Raw genomic sequence first — 21,896 nt, 5'->3', positions numbered from 1 at the left:
ACCATAGAAAAGCAAGGCTTGAAGCATCTTTTTTGAATCTTTCATGATTTTCTAGTGAATCTATTATTCGCTTGGTCCGATTAAAATTGGTTGAATTTGTCTATGCTCTAGTGCCTCTTCTACCGTTTGAGAAAGCAGATCCATGTTTGCGACCATGGAGGTCGGTTTTTTAAACGGATCATCTTGACCAAATGGAATAAAGAAAATATTTTTTGTCGACATCAGCCTCATCAAATTTGTACCATTTAAGCCTAGCGCATCATTTGTTGAAATGCCTAAAACAACAGGACGATGATTTCGAATGGTTGCTTTTGCAGCCATTAAAACAGGGCTGTCTGTCATGGCATTTGCAAATTTCGCCATTGAATTCCCTGTTAATGGAGCAATGACCATACAATCAAGTGGCAGCTTAGGTCCGAGCGGCTCTGCTTTCACGATGGAGTCAATCGCCTTAAATCCAGTCAACTTCTCGATCCGCTCAATCCAGTCCGCCCCATCTCCGAATCTTGTATTCGTGTTCTGAACCGTATATGACACCACTGGACGCACTTCTGCTCCTTCTTTTACAAGTGCTTCGATTTGCGGATAAACAGCTTCGTACGTACAGTGGGAACCAGTTAATCCAAAGCCGATTCTTTTCCCTTTTAATGTTGTCATGATTCCATCCCCCTTTTTTCCTCTGCAAGTTCACATAAGAGCCCAGAAAGCACTTTTGCAATGATTTGCCCTGCTGTCTTTGGTGCAACAATTCCGGGGAGTCCAGGTGCAAGAAGCGCCTTCACTCCGTGTTTTTGTGCAAAGTCAAAGTCTGTTCCTCCTGGGCGGGAGGCGATATCCAAAATGAGTGTCTTTGGTGTCATGCTGACGATGACAGATGAATCTAATACAAGGCTTGGAATGGTATTGATGACGATATCTACATCCGTTACTTCTTCTTTTAACTGGTCCATTGAAAATGGATCGAGTCCCATTTCAAAGGCCCGTGCTAAATGCGCTGTATCTGCCGCCCCTACTTTTACATCCGCACCGAGTGCCCGAAATGTGCGGGCAATGGTAAGTCCCGTTCTTCCGAGTCCGAGAACAGCAACTCGTGATCCATGAATCGTATAATCCGTTTGCTGGATGGCCATCATGATAATCCCTTCAACTGTTGGAATAGAGTTATATATGGCAATATCATCTCGCTCAAACAGTTTCACAAGATTTCGATTCACCTGCTTTGCCAGATTGTCTAAGTACGTATTAGAAATACCTGAGTACAAGGTACAATGGGCAGGGGTTCTTTCTAAAAATGTTGCTTCTAGTAACACCTGCTCATTTGAGAAAACTGTCGCGACAACACCTTCATCCGTTGCCCCTGATACCGGCAGGATCATACTGTCTACCTGTTCGAATGGAAGTTCTGACATTTTTAGCTTTTCAGCCCCAATAAATCCGTGATCCAGCTGATCAAATCCAACCAAAAACACTTTGGCATGCTGCTGTGACAGCTTGCGAATAATTTCAAGCTGCCTTGCATCTCCCCCGATCACCGCAACCGTTAAACCGCTCAACATACTGACCGTTCACCTTCTTTATTTAAAAAAGTCTGTAATATTTTCTGAATCTCCCTTTCAGCATATGAGGAGAGGATTCAGCCTGTGAACAAATCGAAGAGAGAAAAGAAAAAGAGCACCCATTTATGATGGATGCTCTTTTTCCCCGGGCGGCTGAAGTGCTTCAGGCACATCGAGAATGATCATATCTGATCCTATTTTTTGAATGTGATTCCACGGGACGCGGATGTCATTTCCTTGCTTTCGAAAACCAAACCACTTCACCGAAGGTATAATGAGTGCTGTGATTTGACCGTCCTGTTCATTGATTTCAAGGTCGGTTTGTCCAAGCACGCCAAGCCGTTCCGCTCTTTTGATATCGACGATCTCTTTTCCTGACAGCTCACTTAGCCTCAAAATCGCATCACTTCCCTTCCGTATCATATATGCAGCCATAAGATGAAATAGACCGTCCCGCTTTTACAAGTTATGAATGATGCCAATTTGAATACCAAGCGGGTTTCAGTTTATGAAAGTAATCATGGTCTGCCAGCATTCTTTCCACTCGGTTCACCATATCTTTTACATGTTCACTGTCATAAGAAAGCGTCCAGACAATGGAAGAAAAGCAGCTCATTGCTGTATAAATAGAAAAAAGAAGCCAAAAATCGTCTGTCGTCTGTGAACTTACATAGTGATCCAGTTGCCCTGCTGAAAATGGAATACTATTTTCTCGGCTAAATAAGGACAATTTATAAAAGTCATGAACGGGGTCACCCCAGTCAGATTGATCAAAATCAATGACACCTGCATACTCACCTTCTTGTATGATGATATTCCCCAAATGAAAATCATCATGCTGGAATTGATTAGGTCTTGCCTTTACCGCATCAGCATGTGATTTGATAAAATCTAATACGAATTGATCCTGGGCAAAGGTCACTCCACTTGATCGATAGGCATGTACATACCGTTCATGTTTCGCCATGACTCTCTCATACCATGACGTAACATGAGAAGGAGCGGGGCATGTATGCATGAAACTCAGTGCTTCGCCCGCCCGTCTCCCGATTTCATACTGCTCTTTATTTGTAAGGAGATGAATGGCTGCTCTTGCGTTCTCTCCTTCAATAAAAGTGAAAATACGATAGGTACAGTTGAGTTCCGTATTCATTCCAATCTCCATCACTTCAGAACATAGTAGCCCTCGATCTTTTAACTTTTGCTGAATTGACGCTTTTCTTTTAAAATTTGAATACGTTTTGAGGTTTGATAGCTTGAGCACTAGCTTTTCACTTGAGGATGTTGTGACGAGATAAGTACGGTTGCCAGAAAAGCCAGATGTCATCAGCTGAAAGGAGATGGCTTGTGTCAGAAGCGGAGAGAGGCGTTTCAGTTTTTCATATTCCATGTAAGCAGTACTCCTTTCCACTTGATATACAATAAACGGCAGACCTCTTAAGAAGCCTGCCGTGTTGTTTACATTATGATGGCTGATCACCCGTAGGACTAATAAGCGAGAGCGCATAATCCTCTGTAAAGATTCGTTTTGATAAGTTATTCACACCGTCTAATGTGACTTTGTTAATTTCGTCAATAATTTCATCAAGCGTACGATGTTTGCCAAGGAGCAGTTCATTTTTACCGTTTCGGCTCATCTTGCTGTTTGTGCTTTCAAGACTGAGCATTAGGTTCCCTTTCATTTGCTCCTTAGAGTTTTCAAGCTCTTTTTGTGTGATTCCCTCACGCTTTAAGACGTCTAGCGTTTGTAAAATGGTTTCAGAGAGCAAGTTTAACTGCTTCGCTCCAGTCCCGCCATAAATCGTCAGCATGCCGTTATCTGCAAATGAACTGTGATAGCTAAAAACAGAATATGCGAGGCCTTTGTCTTCTCTTACATCCTGGAACAAGCGGCTGCTCATGCTTCCGCCAAGAACATTATTTAAGACGATTAAGTCATAGATGCCTTTATCTCCAGCTGGAAGGCCATTAAAGCCCATGCATAGATGCGCTTGCTCTGTTTCCTTTTTGCGTGTGAGCTTGTCATAGTGAAACTGCGGCGCTTCTACAGGCTGTTTTTTCCCTTTCGTTTCATACGAACCGAACAACTTTTCAACTTCACTAATGAATGTGTCATCTACATTCCCTGCAACAGAGATGACGACGCGGTCCGGCGTGTAGAATTCATCCATATAAGCTCTAAGAGAGTCACCGTTAAAGGTAGAAAGTGTTTCTTCTGTTCCTAAAATCGGGAACCCTAAAGAATGATCACCATAGATCGCTTTGCTCAACAGATCATGAACGATATCATCAGGCGTATCTTCATACATTTTGATTTCTTCATATACTACATTTTTTTCTTTTTTCAGCTCTTCTTCATCAAAAGCGGAATGGAAAAACATATCGCTCAATACATCGAGAGCGTAGCCGGCATGTGAATCAAGCACCTTTGCATAGTAGCAAGTGTATTCTTTTGACGTAAAGGCATTCACTTGACCACCGATGCGGTCAAAGGATTCTGCGATATCACGTGCAGATCTCGTCTTTGTCCCTTTAAAGAACATATGCTCTAGAAAGTGTGAGATTCCGTTAATTTCAGGTGTCTCATGTCTAGAACCCGTTCCAATCCAGACGCCAATTGCGACAGATCTTACAGTGGGATTGTTTTCAAGTACAATTCTTACTCCGTTTTGGCATGTATACGTTTTGACCAAGTTTTGCTCCTCCTATTCAACAAACAGATCGGATCACGGATGTCTTTTTTCACTTAGGAGGTCAGAAACCGTTCCTAATTCATAACCTCTTTCCTTGATTTGAGTGATAAGTGCGTCAAGACTTTTCGCCGTCGAATCTGTTGGATGCATTAATATCATCGCCCCATTGTGAATTTTCCCTAGTACCCGTTTTTGTAATATGTTTGGTGACGGTTTTTGCCAGTCAATGGTGTCTACCGTCCACATAATGGTTTCCATTCCTTCTTTTGCGGCTAGCTTCACTGTTTCTTCTTTAAAACTACCGCTTGGAGGGGCGAACCACTTCGGTTTTTTTCCAAGGGATTCTTCAATTTGACGATTCGTTTTGGTAATCTGCTCTAATGCTCGTTCTCTTGTCAGTGTGCGCATATCCGGGTGATTGTATGAATGGTTTCCAATTTCATGACCATCTGCCACGATCTTTTTAGCAAGATCCGTGCTTTTTTTCACCCATTTGCCCTCTAAGAAAAAGGTCGCCTTCACTTGATGCTTTTCCAGTGTCTTTAACATCTTGATTAAATGCTCGTCACCCCAAGCCACGTTAATGAGGAAAGCATTCATTTTTTTGTCTGGATGTCCCTTGTAAATAGGCTCAGCACCAAGTTCATGTAAATGAATAGAAGGTTTTGTTTCATTGAAAACAAGCAGCTTTTCATCAAATGACCCATGCTTTTTCATTTTTTCATAAGAGGCATCGATATTGACCGTCTGTCCATTTAGACCAGGCATCTTTTTCCACACTTTATCAATCTTAGCATTTTGCGCCTTCACTTCATAGTCAGAAGACTTCGATTCAATCTCTTGATATAAAATATCTTTTGAAACAGATGCAACCTCAGCATGCTCTTTCATTGATTCAATATATGTAACAGCAGCCGGCTGCTTCATTGTTTGATATGACACGAGCAGTAAAAATACAAACACAATGAATGGTAACGTTTTTTTCAATGGTTGTCCCTCCCCTTTACCACAAATTATGATGGGGAGAAACAAGCTAGAACTATAGTTAGCGCAAGAAAAGAAAGAAGCCTGGTACGGATACCTGGCTTCTCATATATTTCATTAAGACTGTTTTTCTTCTTTTTCCTTTTCTTCACGTAAAACAGCTTTGCGAGAAAGGTTCACACGGCCTTGTTTATCGATTTCAGTGACTTTGACAAGTAATTCATCGCCAATTTTCACAACATCTTCTACTTTGCCTACACGATCAAGCGCAAGTTCAGAAATATGAACAAGTCCATCTTTGCCGCTGAAGATTTCAAGGAAAGCACCGAATTTTTCAATGCGTTTTACTTTACCTAAGTAAAGTTGTCCTACTTCAACTTCTCTCACAAGATCTTCAATGATTTTCTTCGCTTTTTGATTCATGTCTTCTTCTGTAGAAGAGATAAAGATTGTACCATCTTGTTCAATATCAATTTTCACACCGGTATCTTCGATGATTTTATTGATTTGTTTACCGCTTGGTCCGATGACATCGCGAATTTTATCAGGATTGATTTTCATCGTTAAGATTTTTGGTGCATAACGAGACAATTCTCCTCTAGAAGTAGGAATCGTTGATAGCATGCTATCTAAAATTTCCATTCTTCCTTTTTTCGCTTGTTGGAGAGCTTCTTCCAAGATGTCTTTTGATAGACCATCAATTTTGATATCCATTTGAAGTGCAGTTACACCTTTTGATGTACCTGCCACTTTAAAGTCCATATCGCCAAGTGCATCTTCCATTCCTTGAATGTCTGTCAGCACTGTGTAGTATTCACCAGATTTCACAAGTCCCATTGCAATCCCTGCAACTGGTGCTTTAATTGGAACACCCGCATCCATCATCGCAAGTGTGCTTGCGCAAATACTTGCTTGTGAAGTAGATCCGTTTGATTCTAGTACCTCAGACACAAGGCGAACCGTATAAGGGAAATCTTTTTCAGATGGAATCACTGGTTCTAATGCTCGTTCACCTAGCGCTCCATGTCCAATTTCACGTCGGCCTGGGCCACGCATTGGACCTGTCTCACCAACACTGAATTGCGGGAAGTTGTAATGGTGCATGAAGCGTTTTGATTCTTCAACGCCTAAACCGTCAAGAATTTGCACATCGCCAAGTGCACCTAATGTACAAATACTAAGCGCCTGTGTTTGTCCTCTTGTAAATAGACCTGAACCGTGCGTTCTTGGCAGAAGTCCTACTTCTGAAGAAAGTGGCCGGATTTGATCTACACCGCGTCCATCTGGACGTACTTTCTCTTCAGTGATCAGACGACGAACTTCATTTTTGACAAGCTTGTTTAATACATCTTTCGCTTGTTTAATCGTCGCTTCGTCGCGATCTTCTTCTTCAAATTTCTCAACCACAGCTTTTTTCACAGCACTGATTGCATCTTCACGTGCATGCTTCTCATGTACTTGAATCGCTTTCAGCAGGTCTGTTTCAGCAAGTGCCTTGACTTCATCTGCTAACGTTTGATCTACTTCATATAAAGGAATATCGATCTTTGCTTTACCGACTGCTTTGACAATTTCCTCTTGGAATTCGATTAAACGTTTGATCTCTTGGTGACCATACATGATCGCTTCAAGCATTGTTTCTTCTGGTACTTCATCAGCACCAGCTTCGACCATGTTGATCGCATCTTTTGTTCCAGCGACTACAAGGTTGATGTCACTTTGTTCAAGCTGTTCTACATTTGGATTGATGATAAACTTTCCATCAACTCGTCCTACTGTAACGCCGGCGATTGGTCCCTCAAATGGAATGTCAGACACACATAATGCTAATGATGAGCCAAACATTGCAGCCATTTCAGATGAACAATCTTGATCCACACTCATAACGATACTAATCACTTGTACTTCGTTTCTAAATCCATCTGCAAATAATGGACGGATTGGTCTATCAATTAAGCGGCTCGCAAGGATCGCTTTTTCACTTGGACGGCCTTCTCTTTTAATGAAGCCACCAGGAATTTTACCTACTGCGTATAATCTTTCTTCGTAGTTCACAGTGAGCGGGAAGAAATCAAGTGGTTTTGGTTCTTTAGAAGCTGTTGCTGAGCTAAGTACAGCTGTATCTCCGTAGCGTACGAGGACCGCTCCGTTTGCTTGCTTTGCAAGCTGGCCAGTTTCAACTGTCAGTTGACGTCCAGCCCAGTCTATGGTGAAGACATGTTTCTCTTGTCCCATTCTGAGAAAAACTCCTCTCTTATCTTGAAATTTTAGTTAATTCTTATTATGAACAAAATGATTTTCACATATCAATGTGAAAGGTGTATGTAGAAGGGTTTTGCCATTCTTTCAACATTTTAACCATAAAATATTAGTGATTATACGATAAAAAAGCGGGAATCCTCCCGCTTTTTACGATTATCGACGTAAGCCTAGTTTGTTAATTAACTCACGGTAACGAGTTACGTCTTTATTACGTAGATACGTAAGAAGATTACGACGTCTACCTACCATTTTCAAAAGACCGCGACGTGAGTGGTGATCTTTCTTATGAGTACGTAAATGCTCGTTCAAGTTGTTAATTGATTCTGTTAGGACAGCGATCTGAACTTCTGGAGATCCAGTATCAGATTCGTGTGTTTTGAACTCACTAATTAGTTGAGTTTTACGCTCTTGAGTAATAGCCATCCTGTTTCACCTCCAAATCATGTTAGCCCCATCTACCTCGCAACCGTCGGTGAAGTCGGCCTGCCAAGTAAGTGGTTTTAAAGCTACAGGAATTATCATACTAAAAATATGCTGAATTTGCAAATGGTAGAGCTGTTTTTCTATGAATTTTTTGTTTGCTTTCGCTGATGTTGAAAAAATTGAATCGCTTCTTCTTTATCTAGACTGATTTGAGCCGTTAACTCCTGGATTCCGTTAAATTTTTGCTCACTGCGAATGCGCTTGAACCACTGTAATTTAATCGGTTCCCCATAGATTTCTTCGTTAAAACCAAAGAGATTTACTTCAATGGCAGGCTGATCAGGGCGTTTTTCATAAAAGGTTGGTTTATAGCCAACATTACAAACACCGTCATACATTTTGCCTTTCACTTCTGCTCTTACCGCATAAACCCCTGTTGGCGGAATGATATACTCAGCAGATAAACCGACATTGGCAGTCGGAAAGCCGATCGTCCGTCCTCGTTTATCACCATGAATGACAATACCGCGCAGCTGATAAGGTTTTCCTAAAAGCTCACTCACATATTCAACATCCCCATTTTTCAATGCAGATCGTATGAGTGTTGAGCTGACTTTTCGGTCTTGATTGGACAACTTAGGAACGATGGTGGCCGTCATACGTCCTTTTCCGTACTCATCGAAGGTTTCCATTGTGCCTGCACCAAAACGGCCGAACGTAAAATCAAAACCGGCTACTGCGTGCTTTACATTCAGCTCATCCAGATATTGATCGACAAACTCTTGAGGAGATAATGCTGCAAAGCTTTCACTGAACTGCACAATGTATACATAGTCAGCGCCCAGCTGTTCGATGAAATCGATTTTATCCTCAAGCGGTGTAATTAAGTCCTTGGGTTCACGTGCTTTTTGCAAAACGTGTGATGGGTGCGGATGAAAGGTCATGACCGCTAAAGCCAGCCCTTCTTTTCTTGCAATGCTTTTTGCTGCGTCAATTACTTTTTGATGTCCGAGGTGAACACCGTCAAAATACCCTAAAGCCATAACAGACGGGTCTTGATCCTTTTGATTCAATGTATGTGGGTGTGAAATATGTATAGTCTTCACGAGATGGTCACCTTTTCTTTAAGATTGCTTGTCCTGAGATAAGATCTTCGCCGGCTTCATCAAATTCTGTTTGGTCGGGTGCTTCATATATATCGCCATACACCGGCCTGAAGGAGCAAAGACAGCGACACGATCTTCCTCTGCGAAATGAGCGAATTCATCAGGCATTGGCAGGACTGCACCGTTTTCCACTTTACTTGCTAATGTATCATTTATCTCCCATTTCGGCAAATGATTGAGCGCACGCTCGATCGGGACAAGGTGCTCATCTACTGTGCCTTCTTCGCTTATATCTCGCAGCTCATCAAGGGTGATGCACTCATCTAGTGTAAAATCACCTGAACCAGTGCGAATGAGGTGTGACATATGAGCTGGAAAACCTAGTTTCTTTCCAATATCAACCGCTAAGGTTCTGACATACGTTCCTTTTGAACATAAAACGGTAAATCTAAATGATACTGTTCCATTTTCAAATAAAGCAGGTGTTGTCCGCTCGATACGGTGAATCGAAATTTCACGGCTCGGTCGCTCAATTTCAATGCCTTCTCTTGCATATTCATAGAGTTTTTTTCCGCCAATTTTCACTGCCGAAAACATAGGTGGAATTTGTTCAATGGTTCCTTGAAACTGTTTCAACGCAGCATCAATTTCTTCTTCTGAGATGGGGTTTTGCACCTTTTTTTCTTCTACGATTTCACCTGTTTGGTCTTCTGTTGTTGTAGAAAAACCAATCGTGATTTCTGCATCATACGTTTTCGATTTATCTGTTAAATATTCGACAATCTTCGTTGCTCTCCCGATACAAATAGGCAGAACACCTGATACCTCGGGATCGAGTGTACCTGTATGTCCCACTTTTTTTGTATGCAATATCTTTCTCACTTTGAACACACAGTCGTGAGAGGTCATCCCTCTTTCTTTATGTAATAAAAGAACACCATTTATCATCTGCGCGCTCTCCTTTCGTAAACGATGAAAAAGGACAGACGATCATCGCCTATCCTTATTTCAACGTCTTATTCGTGATCTTTTGTGTTTAGTTCAGCAATTAGGCTTTCAATTCGGTTTCCGTAATCCACGGATTCATCGAATTCAAAGTGCAGTTCTGGTGTTTTGCGAAGTCTAATTCGATTGCCAATTTCAGAACGGATATACCCTTTAGCCTTTGCAAGGCCTTTTAAGGTTTCCTCTCTTTTCTTCTCGTCACCGAGAACAGAAATGTACACTTTCGCAATTTGCAAATCACCGGACACTTCGACATCGGTTACAGTCAAAAAGCCGATTCTCGGATCTTTTAGCTTTCTGCCTAGGATGTCGCCTAATTCTTTTTTCATCTGCTCACCCACGCGGGTTGCTCTCATACTCATGATCATATCACCTCTAATTAAAACCACTCAGTTTTCGTGATCGTTCGTTCAATTTCAGGAAAAGAATCAATAAAGCTTAAAACACGCTGCAATTCCTTTTCCACTTGAACCCGAGATGAGGAAATAACGGCGATTCCAATTGAAGTACGCTGCCATGTGTCCTGGTAATCCATTTCAGCCATGGTTACATTGAATTTATGGCGCGTTCTTGTCAATATACGCTGAAGAACCGCACGTTTTTCCTTCAGTGAGGAGGCATCATAAATGATGCACTCACATTCGGTATAACCGATCATTTTCTTTCGATTTCTTGCATAACGAATGATTCCATGACATCACCTTCACGGATATCGTTGTACTTCTTAATGGTAATACCACATTCATAGCCCTGTGAAACTTCTTTCACGTCATCTTTGAATCGTTTTAATACGTCGACTTCGCCTTCAAAAATAACGACGCCGTCACGGATTAAGCGGATACCACTATCTCTTGTGATGGTTCCTTCAGTGACATAACCACCAGCAATTGTACCAATTTTAGATACTTTGAACGTTTGACGAACTTCAACTTGACCGATGACTTTTTCTTCATATTCAGGGTCAAGCATTCCTTTCATCGCTGCTTCAATTTCATCGATGACTTTATAAATAATGCGGTGTAAACGGATATCTACGTTTTCTGTTTCAGCTGTGCTCTTCGCATTTCCATCAGGACGTACGTTAAATCCGATCACGATCGCATTAGAAGCACTTGCTAAAATAATATCAGATTCTGTAATCGCTCCAACACCCGTATGGATGATTTTCACTTTTACGCCTTCTACTTCAATTTTTTGAAGAGCAGCCGTCAGTGCTTCAGCAGAACCTTGTACATCTGCTTTCACGATCAAGTTGATATCTTTCACTTCACCTTGTTTGATTTGCTCAAATAGGTCATCTAGAGATAGTTTCGCTTTGTCTGAACGCTGTTCATCAAGCTGTTTTGAAGCACGCGCCTCACCTACTTGACGAGCTGTTTTTTCATCTTTGAATACGAGGAATTGATCCCCTGCATTCGGTACATCGTTTAAACCAGTGATTTCAACAGGTGTAGATGGTCCTGCTGTTTTCACGCGGCGTCCGATGTCATTGACCATTGCACGTACACGGCCAAATGTATTTCCGACAACGATTGGGTCACCTACATGAAGTGTACCAGTTTGAACAAGAAGGGTTGCAACAGATCCTCTTCCTTTATCAAGCTCAGCCTCGATAACAGTTCCTTTTGCCGCACGATTTGGGTTGGCTTTCAGTTCTCCAACTTCACTGACAAGAAGGATCATTTCGATCAATTCGTCAATGCCTTCACCTGTTTTTGCAGATAGAGGAACGAAGATCGTTTCGCCGCCCCAAGCTTCAGGTACTAGACCATGCTCGGTTAATTCCTGCATCACACGGTCAGGGTTCGCTGTTGGTTTGTCAATTTTATTGACAGCAACAATGATTGGTACTTCTGCTGCTTTCGCATGGTTAATGGCTTCAACCGTTTGCGGCATAACGCCATCATCTGCTGCAACAACTAGAATGGTTGTATCCGTTACCTCGGCACCACGTGCACGCATCGTTGTAAAAGCTGCGTGTCCAGGTGTATCAAGGAACGTGATTTTCTTGCCATTTTCTTCAATTTGGTATGCACCGATATGCTGCGTGATTCCACCTGCTTCACCTTCAACAACTTTCGTCTTACGAATGCTGTCAAGAAGCGTTGTTTTCCCGTGGTCAACGTGTCCCATGATCGTCACAACTGGAGGGCGTACTTGCATATCTTCTTCTTTATCTTCAACTTCATACTTTTCAAGTTCAGTTTCTTCTAAAATAATGACTTCCTCTACTGGAACGCCATATTCAGAAGCGATTAATTCAACTGTATCTTTATCCAGCTCTTGGTTAATGGTTGCCATAACACCAAGCATCATCAGCTTTTTGATAATTTCAGCTGTTTCTTTTCCAAGCTCTTCAGCCAGCTGTCCGACTGTCATTGAATTAGTAAATTCAATTTTTTCAGGAAGCTCTTTTTTAGGTTTTACAGGTCTAGCTTGTTGATGCTGCGATTTGTTATTCCCACCGCGTTTATTTTTGTTTTTGTTTTGGTTGTTGTTTTTTTTGTTTTTATTAAATTGATTATTCTGCACGTCATTCTTCTTTCTATCATTGATTTTGTTAGATGATTGTTTTTTTTGTTCTGCGGGTTTCTCGTTAGCTGTCTCTTTTGCTTTGGCTTTTTTATAGATAGCGTCTAGCTTTTTCACAGTGTCGTCTTCAAGCGTCGCCATGTGGTTGTTCACTTCCACGTTCATATCCTTAAGCGCTGCTATAATATCTTTACTTGAAACATCTATGGCTTTTGCGTATTCATATACTCTCACTTTAGCCATTCGTTCACCCCCAAATAAATTAATCGAGCAAGCTTATAAGCTTCTTAGCAAAGCCTTGGTCAGTGACAGCGACAACTACGCGAGCTTCTTTCCCAATAGAACGTCCGAGAACGGAACGGTCTTCAACTTTTCTAACCGGAACATTATAAAATTTGCATTTGTCAGATACCTTTTTCTCTGTGTTCGATGAGGCATCTGCTGCAAGAAGAACCAGCTTAGCACGCGCATGTCTAATTTCTTTGATCACAAGATCTTCTCCTGACACGACTTTACGAGCTCGATTTGCTAGACCAAGCAAAGGATACCATTCAGATTGATTCATTTGGTTTTTTCACCTTTTCAGCTAGTTCTAGTAATTCTTCAAATATGTGTTCGTCAATCTGTGTCTGAAATTGCTGCTGTAAACTGCGTTTGTTCTTTGCCGCAAGAATGGTTTCTTTATCGAGAGAAAGGTAAGCCCCGCGTCCGTTCTTTTTTCCGGTTGCGTCAACAGACACTTCACCTTCTTTAGAACGAACAACACGGATCAGTTCTTTCTTTGGTTTCATTTCTCCCGTCACGACACATTTTCTAAGCGGGATTTTTTTTCGGCTATTCACCTTATACATCACCTCTTATTCGTCAGATTCCTCAGCTACTGGTTCAGCCTCTAAGAAAAGAGATTCAGAGTCTTCAGTTCTTGGGAAAATACCGAGTTCCCTTGCATCTGTTTCGCTTTTAATGTCAATTTTCCAGCTAGTCAGCTTTGCTGCAAGACGAGCATTTTGACCTCTTTTACCAATGGCTAATGACAGCTGATAATCCGGGACAATCACTGTTGTCGCCTTATCTTCTTCATTGACAATCACATCAAGTACTTTTGATGGACTTAATGCATTGGCAACAAATTCAACCGGGTCATTAGACCAATGGACAATGTCAATTTTTTCGCCTTTTAGCTCGTTGACAATTGCTTGTACACGCTGACCTTTTGGTCCAACACAAGAACCTACTGGATCAACATCAGGATCATCCGTACGAACAGAGATTTTAGAACGGTCCCCAGCTTCTCTAGCAACCGATTTAAGCTCTACAGTACCATCATAAATTTCTGGCACTTCAATTTCAAATAAACGCTTTAAAAGACCTGGATGTGTTCTAGACACATAAATTTGTGGTCCTTTTGTTGTTTTTTCGACTTTTGTAATAAACACCTTAATGCGGTCATGTGGTTTGTAGTCCTCATTCGGCATTTGTTCGTTGACCGGAAGAAGGGCTTCGATTTTGCCAAGTGACACGTAAATGAATTTACTGTCAATTCGCTGAACGATTCCCGTCATAATGTCTTCTTCGCGATCGATAAACTCAGTGTAGATCACACCTCGCTCTGCTTCTCTCACTCGCTGCGTCACGACTTGTTTCGCCGTCTGAGCTGCAATACGTCCGAAATCTTTTGGCGTGACTTCAATTTCAACGACGTCACCTACCATGTAATTCGGGTTTATATTGGCTGCATCATCTACAGAGATTTCAAGGCGAGAATCATACACTTCATCTACAACATCTTTTCTTGCGAATACGCGAATTGTTCCCGTTTCGCGGTTTAAATCAACACGAACATTTTGCGCTTGATTAAAGTTACGCTTATATGCAGAAATGAGTGCAGCTTCTATCGCTTCAATAATAATTTCTTTACTAATACCCTTCTCTTTCTCGAGAACAGTCAGGGCATCTAACAACTCACTACTCATTTTTATGGTTCCCCCTTATATCAATGAAAAGGTTAATTGAACGAAACTGCTAATCTTGCGTTAGCTATTTTTTCGTATGGAATATTGATCTCTTTCTTTCTTGTCTTGATCTTCACTGTCACTGTTGCAATCTCACCATCAAAGCTTGTAAGCTCACCTTCAAATGCTTTTTCACCATCAATTGGTTCATATGTTTTCATGAAAACATTTTTTCCAAGTGCTTTTTCAAAATCAGCTTTTTTCTTTAATGGGCGCTCCGCTCCAGGAGAGGACACTTCAAGAAAGTAGTTTTGGCTAATCGGATCTGCCTCATCAAGCTTTTCGCTCAAGGCTTCGCTCACTTTGGCACATTCTTCGATATCGACGCCTTTATCAGAGTCAATAAACACGCGAAGGAACCAGTTTTGACCCTCTTTGACAAATTCAACATCAACGAGTTCAAGCTGTAAGCCATCTAAAATTGGCTGCACCATTTCGCTTACGACATCCACTACTTTTTTGCTCATTCTCTTCCTCCTTGTGCTTTCGATAAACGCTCTTATCAATCATTCTGCATAAAAACCCTGCTTTATGTGAGCAGGGGGAGCAGAAAACGGATGAATAATGTCGAGACAAAAATTGCCTGTTCAATACAAAAGAGCGGGTTTCCCCACTCTTGTCTCGGTAATCGTTAGCATTTCCATAAAAACTATACCATATCCAATTTTTTTATGCAAATGAACTTCCTTATTCAGCAGGCATTCGTCATCGATTCTTTTCGTTCATTCTTTTCGCATGTTCACTAATAAGTGCCGCCTCTCTGCTCCCTTTTATGATGCGAAAACCGTCATAATCGGGATAGAGCGAATCATCGTCCTAAATGCTTGTTAAAATCCAAAATTGACTACCAGCCCCTCCAAGCCGCTCAACCGCTGACAGCCAGCTTTGGAACACGTCAGGACGTGCTGATTGATGTTGATAGCCAAACTCTTCTAACACAACTGGTTTTCCGATTGTCTTCCCGCGGGTGATATGGTCTTCGATCCATTTCACTCCCCAAGCAGCAGACTTGTTCCAGTGATCTGGGTATAGGTGATAGGTTCCATAATCAATATGAGAGAGAGCCGTCAAACGGTCCCAATCAACGCCCTCCCCTCCTCTGTAAAACCAATCTTCATGTCCTGGTATGCGAAAAAAACCTTCATCTCCTACTGCAACAAGGTGGTGACGATCCAGCGATTTGATCCATGTACTCATTTCATCTGCCCAATTGACTAGTATATGACCCGTTGGATCTGACTGCACTCGCGGCTCATTGGCTAATTCCCAAGTCATAATAGCTGGATCGTCCTTATATTGCACACCTGTGTACGTATTCGTTCTTTCTAAAACATAGCGCACATAGTTTTTGTAAGCTTGTTGAATACGAGGGTCTGTATAAAAGGCATCATGTGATCCTGCTTTGAACCACTTTACGTATTGATTCATTCCGCCAAAGTCATCCCAATTGTTCACTAGTGGGATGACAAGCTTTATTCCTTCCTGTCCCGCTTTATAAATCGCATAATCTAATTTTTGAAAACCTGATTCTTCATAGACCCCTGGACTAGATTGTAAGACGGAGTTTTCTTGAGGGGCTCCATCATGAAATCCCCAAATACGTATGACCTTTAAATTCATGGCTTTCATATCATCGAACACCGCATCTACCATCTTTTTAGATTTGTAATGGAAATAGTAATTATTTGTACCAGCAAAGTAAAATGGTTGATTGTTCAGCGTAAATTGTGTACCAGATGTCTGCACAAAAGCGGCGGCTTGAATCGTAAGTGAAAACCAACCGGCCCATACAGCGACTACTAGTATGAAGCAGGACACTCTTTGAGTCCACTTTTTCATTTACATTCTCCTCACAATCTATCCTTCTTCAGATACAATCACATCGAGACGAAGCGGTGTTTGTTCTTTTGAATCAAGTTCAATTGTCTGTTGTTTCAACAGTTTATTTTCTTTACCGATTCGAATCTCATATGTCCCGTGAAATGCTCGACATGTCACATGGCCATTAGCATCTGTTTTTTCAACTCTTTGTGTCGTCCACTCATTTAGAAGCTTTTCGTAACGTCTTCCTGCTTCATTTAAAGACCAATCGTAATTTACGATGGCCGCATGCTCCCCTCTCCAATGGGCACCTGCCCAAAATCCCCACATTAGTACTCCTTTTACGGCTGGATGACTAAATGCGACGCGATATAGAGCCTCTAGGTTATCCGCTCTTCTATGAGCGTCAGGATGAACAGAGTCGTACTCAGTGACCCATATAGGAAGCCCAAGCTCAGCAAGTACATCGAGCCTTTCTTTTACAACGGCTGGATCGACCCTTTCTTCAAAATGGCCTTGAACACCAATGGCCTCGATAGGTGCACCTAACTGACGAAGTTCATTAATATGCGCTTTATAAGCATGGTGCTCACCATATGAGATCACATTATAATCATTTACAAACAATTGTGCTTGAGGGTCAATTTTTTTCGTTTCTTCATACATCCATTTCCAAATACTTTTCCCAAATCGATCTTTAAAAAATGAACCATGCATCATTTCATTGTTTACATCCCAATGACGGAATCTTCCTTTAAAATGATTGCCCGCATGCTCAAGCCGTTTTTTCATGGCTTCATACACTTCGTGATTCGGTAGTGACCTCAGCCAGCTTGGATTCGCATCCTCCACCTCCCAAAATAAAGCGTGCCCCCTTACTGGAAGTTGGTGTTTATCTGCAAAATTCAGCATCGCATCTGCTTTTTCGTAGGTGATTCTCCCTCTTTCCGGCTCATTCGCATACCATTTTGCCTCATTTTCAAAAACAGCCCAGTTAAAATGCTTCACAAAAAAATCAGCATATCGTTGATTAAATAACACTTGGTCATTCATCGCTGAACCAAATGCAAATTCATGCCTGATTTGCTTCAACTCAACCTCTATTCCTGCTATTGGCTTTTTATCGTGATTTGTGACGTTTATTTCAAGATCTCTTTGTCTATGCTCTAAGATTCGTTCATCCGCCTCTTTTTTCCACTTCAGATTGATCTGCGCATTTTCGCCCTTCTTTGATGATTGATGAAGAAAGCTTCTTTCTTTGACCATGTAAACACGCCCTTCTCTTCACTGGATTTATATTTCTTAAACAAACTGCCGGCTCAAAGAAACCGGCAGCTTAAATTTGATCTGTTAGTTGATCAGACGATGATATTCTGCGTAGGCAGTGGCCATATCCACTTGAGACCAGAAACGGTGATAGGTGAAAACCGGTGCCCCGTTCTCCCATTTGCCTGTTGCTTCATTAAATGAAGACTGATATTTACTCTCGAGTGAAGACCATGCTGGATCTTGTTTAATGTTCGGACGAAGATCAGCAAAACTCGTATAGACCCCATTTCCTCCTCGCTGCGGATCAGAAGGAATAGTGCTTGAGCCAGGAATCTGATTCCCTTGACCAAATGTCCCGTTCCAACCATTTGGGAAATACACTTCTTTTTTAAAGAAGCGGTCATAGTCCTCTCTTTCTTCTTCTGTTACAATGCCCACGCCATCATTGTAATTCCACGCAACCTCAAGGAGCTGTGCGGCAGCATCTTTCGCTCTGACACCAAGCGCTGTATAATTCCCTGTTTCTAGCTTAGTAGCGGCAGCAAAGAAAGTGAAAGCCTTGACTAAACTCCCTAGTACGCCTGTATCCTGAGTTGGATCTTTTGTAACAGCTGTTAGGTTTGGATTTCCTGTTGCAGACTGAAATCCATTCCAAGTGTCAGGCTGCCCGCTCCAAGCAATATTTCCAGGAAGCCAAAACTCGCCTGGTGCACTCGTTGTAGCCACAGTAGCATTTGTTCCCCCTAGAATTCTTCGTCCTTGGTCATCTAGGAAATAACCCTCTTCATCTGACACAGGACGGCTGCCGATAAAAATGTAATCGAGTGCATAGTTCACCCATTTTGTGATGCAAGATTTAGCCATTTGGACATTTTCAGAAGTTTTGTCTCCATCTTTCACAAAAATATAATAAAGCTCTGCTACACGTTCCATCGGCCATGCCTGCATCCCAAACCAGTTATTAGAAGGCGGATCATGGTAAACAGGTGCATCCTCGTATGCCATATCGTAAAAAGTACTTCTTCCTGCCGGATAAGCACTATAGTCTCCATTCCAGCTATTGGTTGCGCCACCTGCTATCGCGCCCTCTTTTGATTGAAGCCATACATAAAATTCAAGCTGCCTTTTTAATGTTTTTTCCCAATCGCTTGCACCGGTAGCGGAAGATGGCTTTAAACCACCTTTATCTGAGGACAAAGCATAAGCGGCGACTGGGTTTTGATACCCTTGGTGACAATGGCTCGCTCCGATACGCCATGACCAGTTTGCATAATCGCCAAGTCCTCCGCCCCAAGAGGTATACCATGCCATTAAGTAATGACAGGCACCCTTTCCGTTTCCAGGGTACGGATTCCCTTGCTTACCGCTTCCAATCGTTTGAAAATACTTATCGTACATACCGTAACGGAGAAAATCACCCATTTTTTTCGCTTTATCAAGATAGGTTGAATTATTGTAGCCGAGTTCCTTTGCCCAATAGATCGCTTGTATTGCACGCGCATCAGCATCCGTTGCATTCGTATAGCGCCACTGAGCAGCTGGTACTTGGTTTTCTTTTGTGAACAAGCTCATAAAGCCTTCATTTGGCTTCCCAAACGATTTATCATCTTGGGATGGATGCGGGATCGCCTCCCAAACAGATTCCTGCTGCCCGCGCTGGAACGTGTTCACATATGCGGCTTTGTGTGATGGATTGAGCAAGTTCCCATATTTATACCAGTTATCGACATCAAGCAGCCAGTGCATTAAATACGTTTCATTTGTTCCATAGGTTGATTTCAATTCACCATCAATCGGATCTTGACCAGCAGGACGAGCCCCACTCAGCTGACTAGGATATTGATCTGGATATGGTTTTTCTGATGCGTAGGTGGCTGGACTAGAAGGGTTGTAGGCGCTCATATGTGGCTGTTCATCATTCCCATCTTCATTTACCGGGATGATGTATTTCTCCATATTGTCCCAGGCTGCCTCTAATTTGCTCCAATCTCTTGTGTAATGTCCGTACAACACCTCTAACCATAGCCAATAACTGTATGCTTCTGACGTTGTCATATGCCCATAATCAGGCGCTTCGCAAATAAGCGTCTCAATTGAATGATACGGAATTCCTTCTGGTGAAAAATATCCATTCGCATCACTTTTAATTTGATGATAAAGCGTTAAAAACCGTTCTTTGTTTGACAAATCCTTCACCCTTTCAATAAATCTTGATTTTTATTTGTCTGGAAGTGTACCAAATACTAAAGAACCATCATCAAAAACAGGTATTCTCGGTGTTTTTTGCATATTGGATGTTAAGCCTTGAAAGGAATAATCATTTGAGGCATCCCATATATTCGATCCATTTGGCGCAGATAATCGAAATTGAATTTCCTTTTTATGCTCTGATTCTCCTCCAGGAAAAATCACTACGCCCGTAAAATCAATTTCTGCATAATACACGTGGGCTGAAGCGTCATATACCTTGAGCGGAGATAAGGAAGCGCCTTCATTGTAGGCGGCTGTCACTTGAATATCTTTTTCAGTCAATCCCTTTGCAAAGACCTTACTCAAATTGACGTAATATCTAAAGGAGAGCGTTTGACTACGTCTAGCCGGCCATCCGGACCGGTTGTATAAAACCGCCTTTACTTGAGTAGATGTAGCATCGTTATTCATCACGGCTGCCTCTACAAAAAACTCATCTTCTGGTTGTTCTTTAGGCGGAAAATCGGGCAGCTTTGATTGCCCTTTTCCAAACAGCTGCACCATTTTAGCTATATTTCCAGTAAAAGCAGCATTATAATCCGTCGCCACCTCGTTTGAAACATAATCAGAGATGTCATCGTCATATTGATCCTGTGCATTAGGTCCGCCAACGAGCGCACCATAAAGAGTGTGACGATGATTCGAAGGATTTGTCAGCTGGTTAGACCATGAGCCGTGTGCCGTTCGGTGGTGTGGGTGCTTTGGCGGGTTCTGGCCAAACCCAACGACATAGCTTCTCTTTAGTGGATTATCGCCAAGCATATAGTGAGTTTGGTTGATCGCAAACGTTTGGTAACGATTCTTTTTTTCTTCATCTGACACCCAGTCAGCGTAAACAAAGGCTAAAAATGCTGCATTTGCTGTATAACGAAGTGAGCCCCATTGATCTAGCCATGCCAAACCGCCAGGCGTATACGTGATTCTTTCAACTTTTCCATTTTGTACAAAACCCGTCGTCCAGTAATCGAGATTGCGTTCTGTCGATTCTATAAATCGATTCTCTTTCGTGATCCTGGCGAGTAAGATTTGCGAAGCAAAAAAAGTATTGTCCCACGACATGGTAAACGTATAATCCCAATCTTTTGGCCATTCCTCTACTGCTTTTAGTGCTTGATTTAAATAGGTTTCTTCATTTGTTGCCAAATGCAGCCAGATTCCGCCCCAAATGAGTTCATCAATATAGCCACTCCATGAGTTGTAAAATGGCTGAGCGTTTGTGACACAATCTGTATACTCACCACGATACCTGTCAGCAAATGCATATAGCTGTTTCGCGTGCGTCAGAAGCTTTGCTGCATAAGAGGCATCTGTCTCTTTAAAAATGATAGAACCCGCTGCTAAAGCTGCCGCAGTTTGTGCGGCTACTTCTGTTCCAGGACAATTTTCATCAATTTTAAAAGCTGGCCGGCTCATCGGCATCACTTCTGCCGGTCCCCACCAAGCATGATCAGCGTTCCCATCACCTACCTGCGCCCAAAACTCGTTCGGACCTGTATGAGCTTTCAAAAAATAATCTGTTGCCCACTTGATTTGACCTAACATGTCATCAAGCAGTCCTGCCTCTTCATAGGCTTCTCGGTATTCATATACTGTCCAAGCAAGCACAGCCGCTGAGTACGCCATTGGAAGGCCAAATTTCACATGATCACCTGCGTCATACCAGCCGCCAGTTAAGTCATGACCTACATCCTTCCCATCCTCTAGTCCAGAATCTCCCCGCCAGTTGAGACGGTTGCTTTGAGGTAGCTTTCCAGACCGCTGCGCTTCATAAAACAACAAGGATTTCTGAAGAACCTCTACATAGTTATAAGATGCCATTTCTGTATGACTCACCCCTTCTTTTTAGTCAAACATGAATAGACAAGCCACCTCCTTTTATTCATAACGTGATTTGAACAGCTTTGAAAAGAATCAAATATGTTTCAAAAAAAAGCATAGAAAACAGCAATCAGCTTTGCGCTCATCGAAGTTTTTTCTCTTGAT

General features: G+C 42.0%; 20 protein-coding genes and 1 pseudogene. All 21 read right to left on the bottom strand.

What is annotated here, in order from left to right; genetic code table 11:
* Positions 1-63: 63 nt before the first annotated feature.
* Positions 64-657, bottom strand: a complete 594-nt coding sequence (gene dpaB / locus NKR21_RS08925; protein WP_012010003.1) for a dipicolinate synthase subunit B — start codon at positions 655-657, stop codon at positions 64-66.
* A complete protein-coding gene (gene dpaA, locus NKR21_RS08920) occupies positions 654-1,556 on the bottom strand; it encodes a dipicolinic acid synthetase subunit A (protein ID WP_012010002.1) in 903 nt (300 codons plus the stop codon). Before dpaA ends, dpaB begins: the two co-directional genes overlap by 4 nt.
* Positions 1,557-1,679: 123 nt before the next feature.
* Positions 1,680-1,952 carry a YlmC/YmxH family sporulation protein gene (locus tag NKR21_RS08915; protein WP_012010001.1) on the bottom strand — a complete coding sequence of 91 codons (273 nt, stop codon included), beginning with the start codon at positions 1,950-1,952 and terminating at the stop codon, positions 1,680-1,682.
* 70 nt (positions 1,953-2,022) lie between these two features.
* A complete protein-coding gene (locus NKR21_RS08910; RefSeq protein ID WP_012010000.1) occupies positions 2,023-2,946 on the bottom strand; it encodes an aminoglycoside phosphotransferase family protein in 924 nt (307 codons plus the stop codon).
* A gap of 73 nt (positions 2,947-3,019) precedes the next feature.
* Positions 3,020-4,249 carry a M16 family metallopeptidase gene (locus NKR21_RS08905; protein ID WP_003212188.1) on the bottom strand — a complete coding sequence of 410 codons (1,230 nt, stop codon included), beginning with the start codon at positions 4,247-4,249 and terminating at the stop codon, positions 3,020-3,022.
* Between the two features lie 33 nt (positions 4,250-4,282).
* Positions 4,283-5,176 carry a polysaccharide deacetylase family protein gene (locus tag NKR21_RS08900; RefSeq protein ID WP_224925448.1) on the bottom strand — a complete coding sequence of 298 codons (894 nt, stop codon included), beginning with the start codon at positions 5,174-5,176 and terminating at the stop codon, positions 4,283-4,285.
* Positions 5,177-5,350: 174 nt separating this feature from the next.
* Entirely contained in the window at positions 5,351-7,468 is a 2,118-nt protein-coding gene (gene pnp / locus NKR21_RS08895; RefSeq protein ID WP_012009998.1) for a polyribonucleotide nucleotidyltransferase, read from the bottom strand.
* A 180-nt stretch (positions 7,469-7,648) separates the two neighbouring features.
* Positions 7,649-7,918, bottom strand: a complete 270-nt coding sequence (gene rpsO / locus NKR21_RS08890) for a 30S ribosomal protein S15 (RefSeq protein ID WP_012009997.1) — start codon at positions 7,916-7,918, stop codon at positions 7,649-7,651.
* A 140-nt stretch (positions 7,919-8,058) separates the two neighbouring features.
* Positions 8,059-9,024: a bifunctional riboflavin kinase/FAD synthetase gene (gene ribF / locus NKR21_RS08885; protein WP_012009996.1), complete on the bottom strand. Its 966-nt coding sequence runs from the start codon at positions 9,022-9,024 to the stop codon at positions 8,059-8,061.
* A gap of 18 nt (positions 9,025-9,042) precedes the next feature.
* Positions 9,043-9,972, bottom strand: coding sequence for a tRNA pseudouridine(55) synthase TruB (gene truB / locus NKR21_RS08880; protein ID WP_012009995.1), 930 nt, complete (start codon positions 9,970-9,972; stop codon positions 9,043-9,045).
* A 68-nt stretch (positions 9,973-10,040) separates the two neighbouring features.
* Positions 10,041-10,391: a 30S ribosome-binding factor RbfA gene (gene rbfA, locus NKR21_RS08875; protein ID WP_007499525.1), complete on the bottom strand. Its 351-nt coding sequence runs from the start codon at positions 10,389-10,391 to the stop codon at positions 10,041-10,043.
* 17 nt (positions 10,392-10,408) lie between these two features.
* A complete protein-coding gene (locus NKR21_RS08870) occupies positions 10,409-10,687 on the bottom strand; it encodes a DUF503 domain-containing protein (protein WP_012009994.1) in 279 nt (92 codons plus the stop codon).
* A complete protein-coding gene (gene infB, locus NKR21_RS08865) occupies positions 10,684-12,804 on the bottom strand; it encodes a translation initiation factor IF-2 (protein WP_012009993.1) in 2,121 nt (706 codons plus the stop codon). Before infB ends, NKR21_RS08870 begins: the two co-directional genes overlap by 4 nt.
* Positions 12,805-12,823: 19 nt before the next feature.
* On the bottom strand, positions 12,824-13,126 hold the full coding sequence (locus NKR21_RS08860) for a YlxQ family RNA-binding protein (protein ID WP_012009992.1): 303 nt from the start codon (positions 13,124-13,126) through the stop codon (positions 12,824-12,826).
* Positions 13,113-13,403 (bottom strand): RNase P modulator RnpM, encoded by a 291-nt coding sequence (gene rnpM, locus NKR21_RS08855; RefSeq protein WP_041815520.1) that lies wholly within the window; start codon positions 13,401-13,403, stop codon positions 13,113-13,115. The genes NKR21_RS08860 and rnpM overlap by 14 nt, the downstream gene beginning before the upstream one ends.
* A 15-nt stretch (positions 13,404-13,418) precedes the next feature.
* Positions 13,419-14,534: a transcription termination factor NusA gene (gene nusA, locus NKR21_RS08850; protein ID WP_007499530.1), complete on the bottom strand. Its 1,116-nt coding sequence runs from the start codon at positions 14,532-14,534 to the stop codon at positions 13,419-13,421.
* A 32-nt stretch (positions 14,535-14,566) separates the two neighbouring features.
* Positions 14,567-15,040, bottom strand: coding sequence for a ribosome maturation factor RimP (gene rimP / locus NKR21_RS08845; RefSeq protein ID WP_003211398.1), 474 nt, complete (start codon positions 15,038-15,040; stop codon positions 14,567-14,569).
* A gap of 238 nt (positions 15,041-15,278) precedes the next feature.
* Positions 15,279-16,412: pseudogene (locus tag NKR21_RS08840) on the bottom strand (glycoside hydrolase 5 family protein).
* An 18-nt stretch (positions 16,413-16,430) separates the two neighbouring features.
* Positions 16,431-17,660, bottom strand: a complete 1,230-nt coding sequence (locus tag NKR21_RS08835) for an endo-1,4-beta-xylanase (RefSeq protein WP_012009989.1) — start codon at positions 17,658-17,660, stop codon at positions 16,431-16,433.
* A gap of 84 nt (positions 17,661-17,744) precedes the next feature.
* Positions 17,745-19,850 (bottom strand): glycoside hydrolase family 48 protein, encoded by a 2,106-nt coding sequence (locus tag NKR21_RS08830; protein WP_012009988.1) that lies wholly within the window; start codon positions 19,848-19,850, stop codon positions 17,745-17,747.
* Positions 19,851-19,880: 30 nt separating this feature from the next.
* Complete coding sequence (locus NKR21_RS08825) at positions 19,881-21,731, bottom strand: glycoside hydrolase family 9 protein (protein WP_144456024.1); 1,851 nt, start codon at positions 21,729-21,731, stop codon at positions 19,881-19,883.
* Positions 21,732-21,896 lie beyond the last annotated feature (165 nt).

Source organism: Bacillus sp. 1735sda2, from assembly GCF_024159245.1.
Lineage (GTDB): Bacteria > Bacillota > Bacilli > Bacillales > Bacillaceae > Bacillus > Bacillus pumilus_O.
Note: the sequence above shows the minus strand (reverse complement) of the source record. Positions and strands in the feature narration are given on the sequence as shown.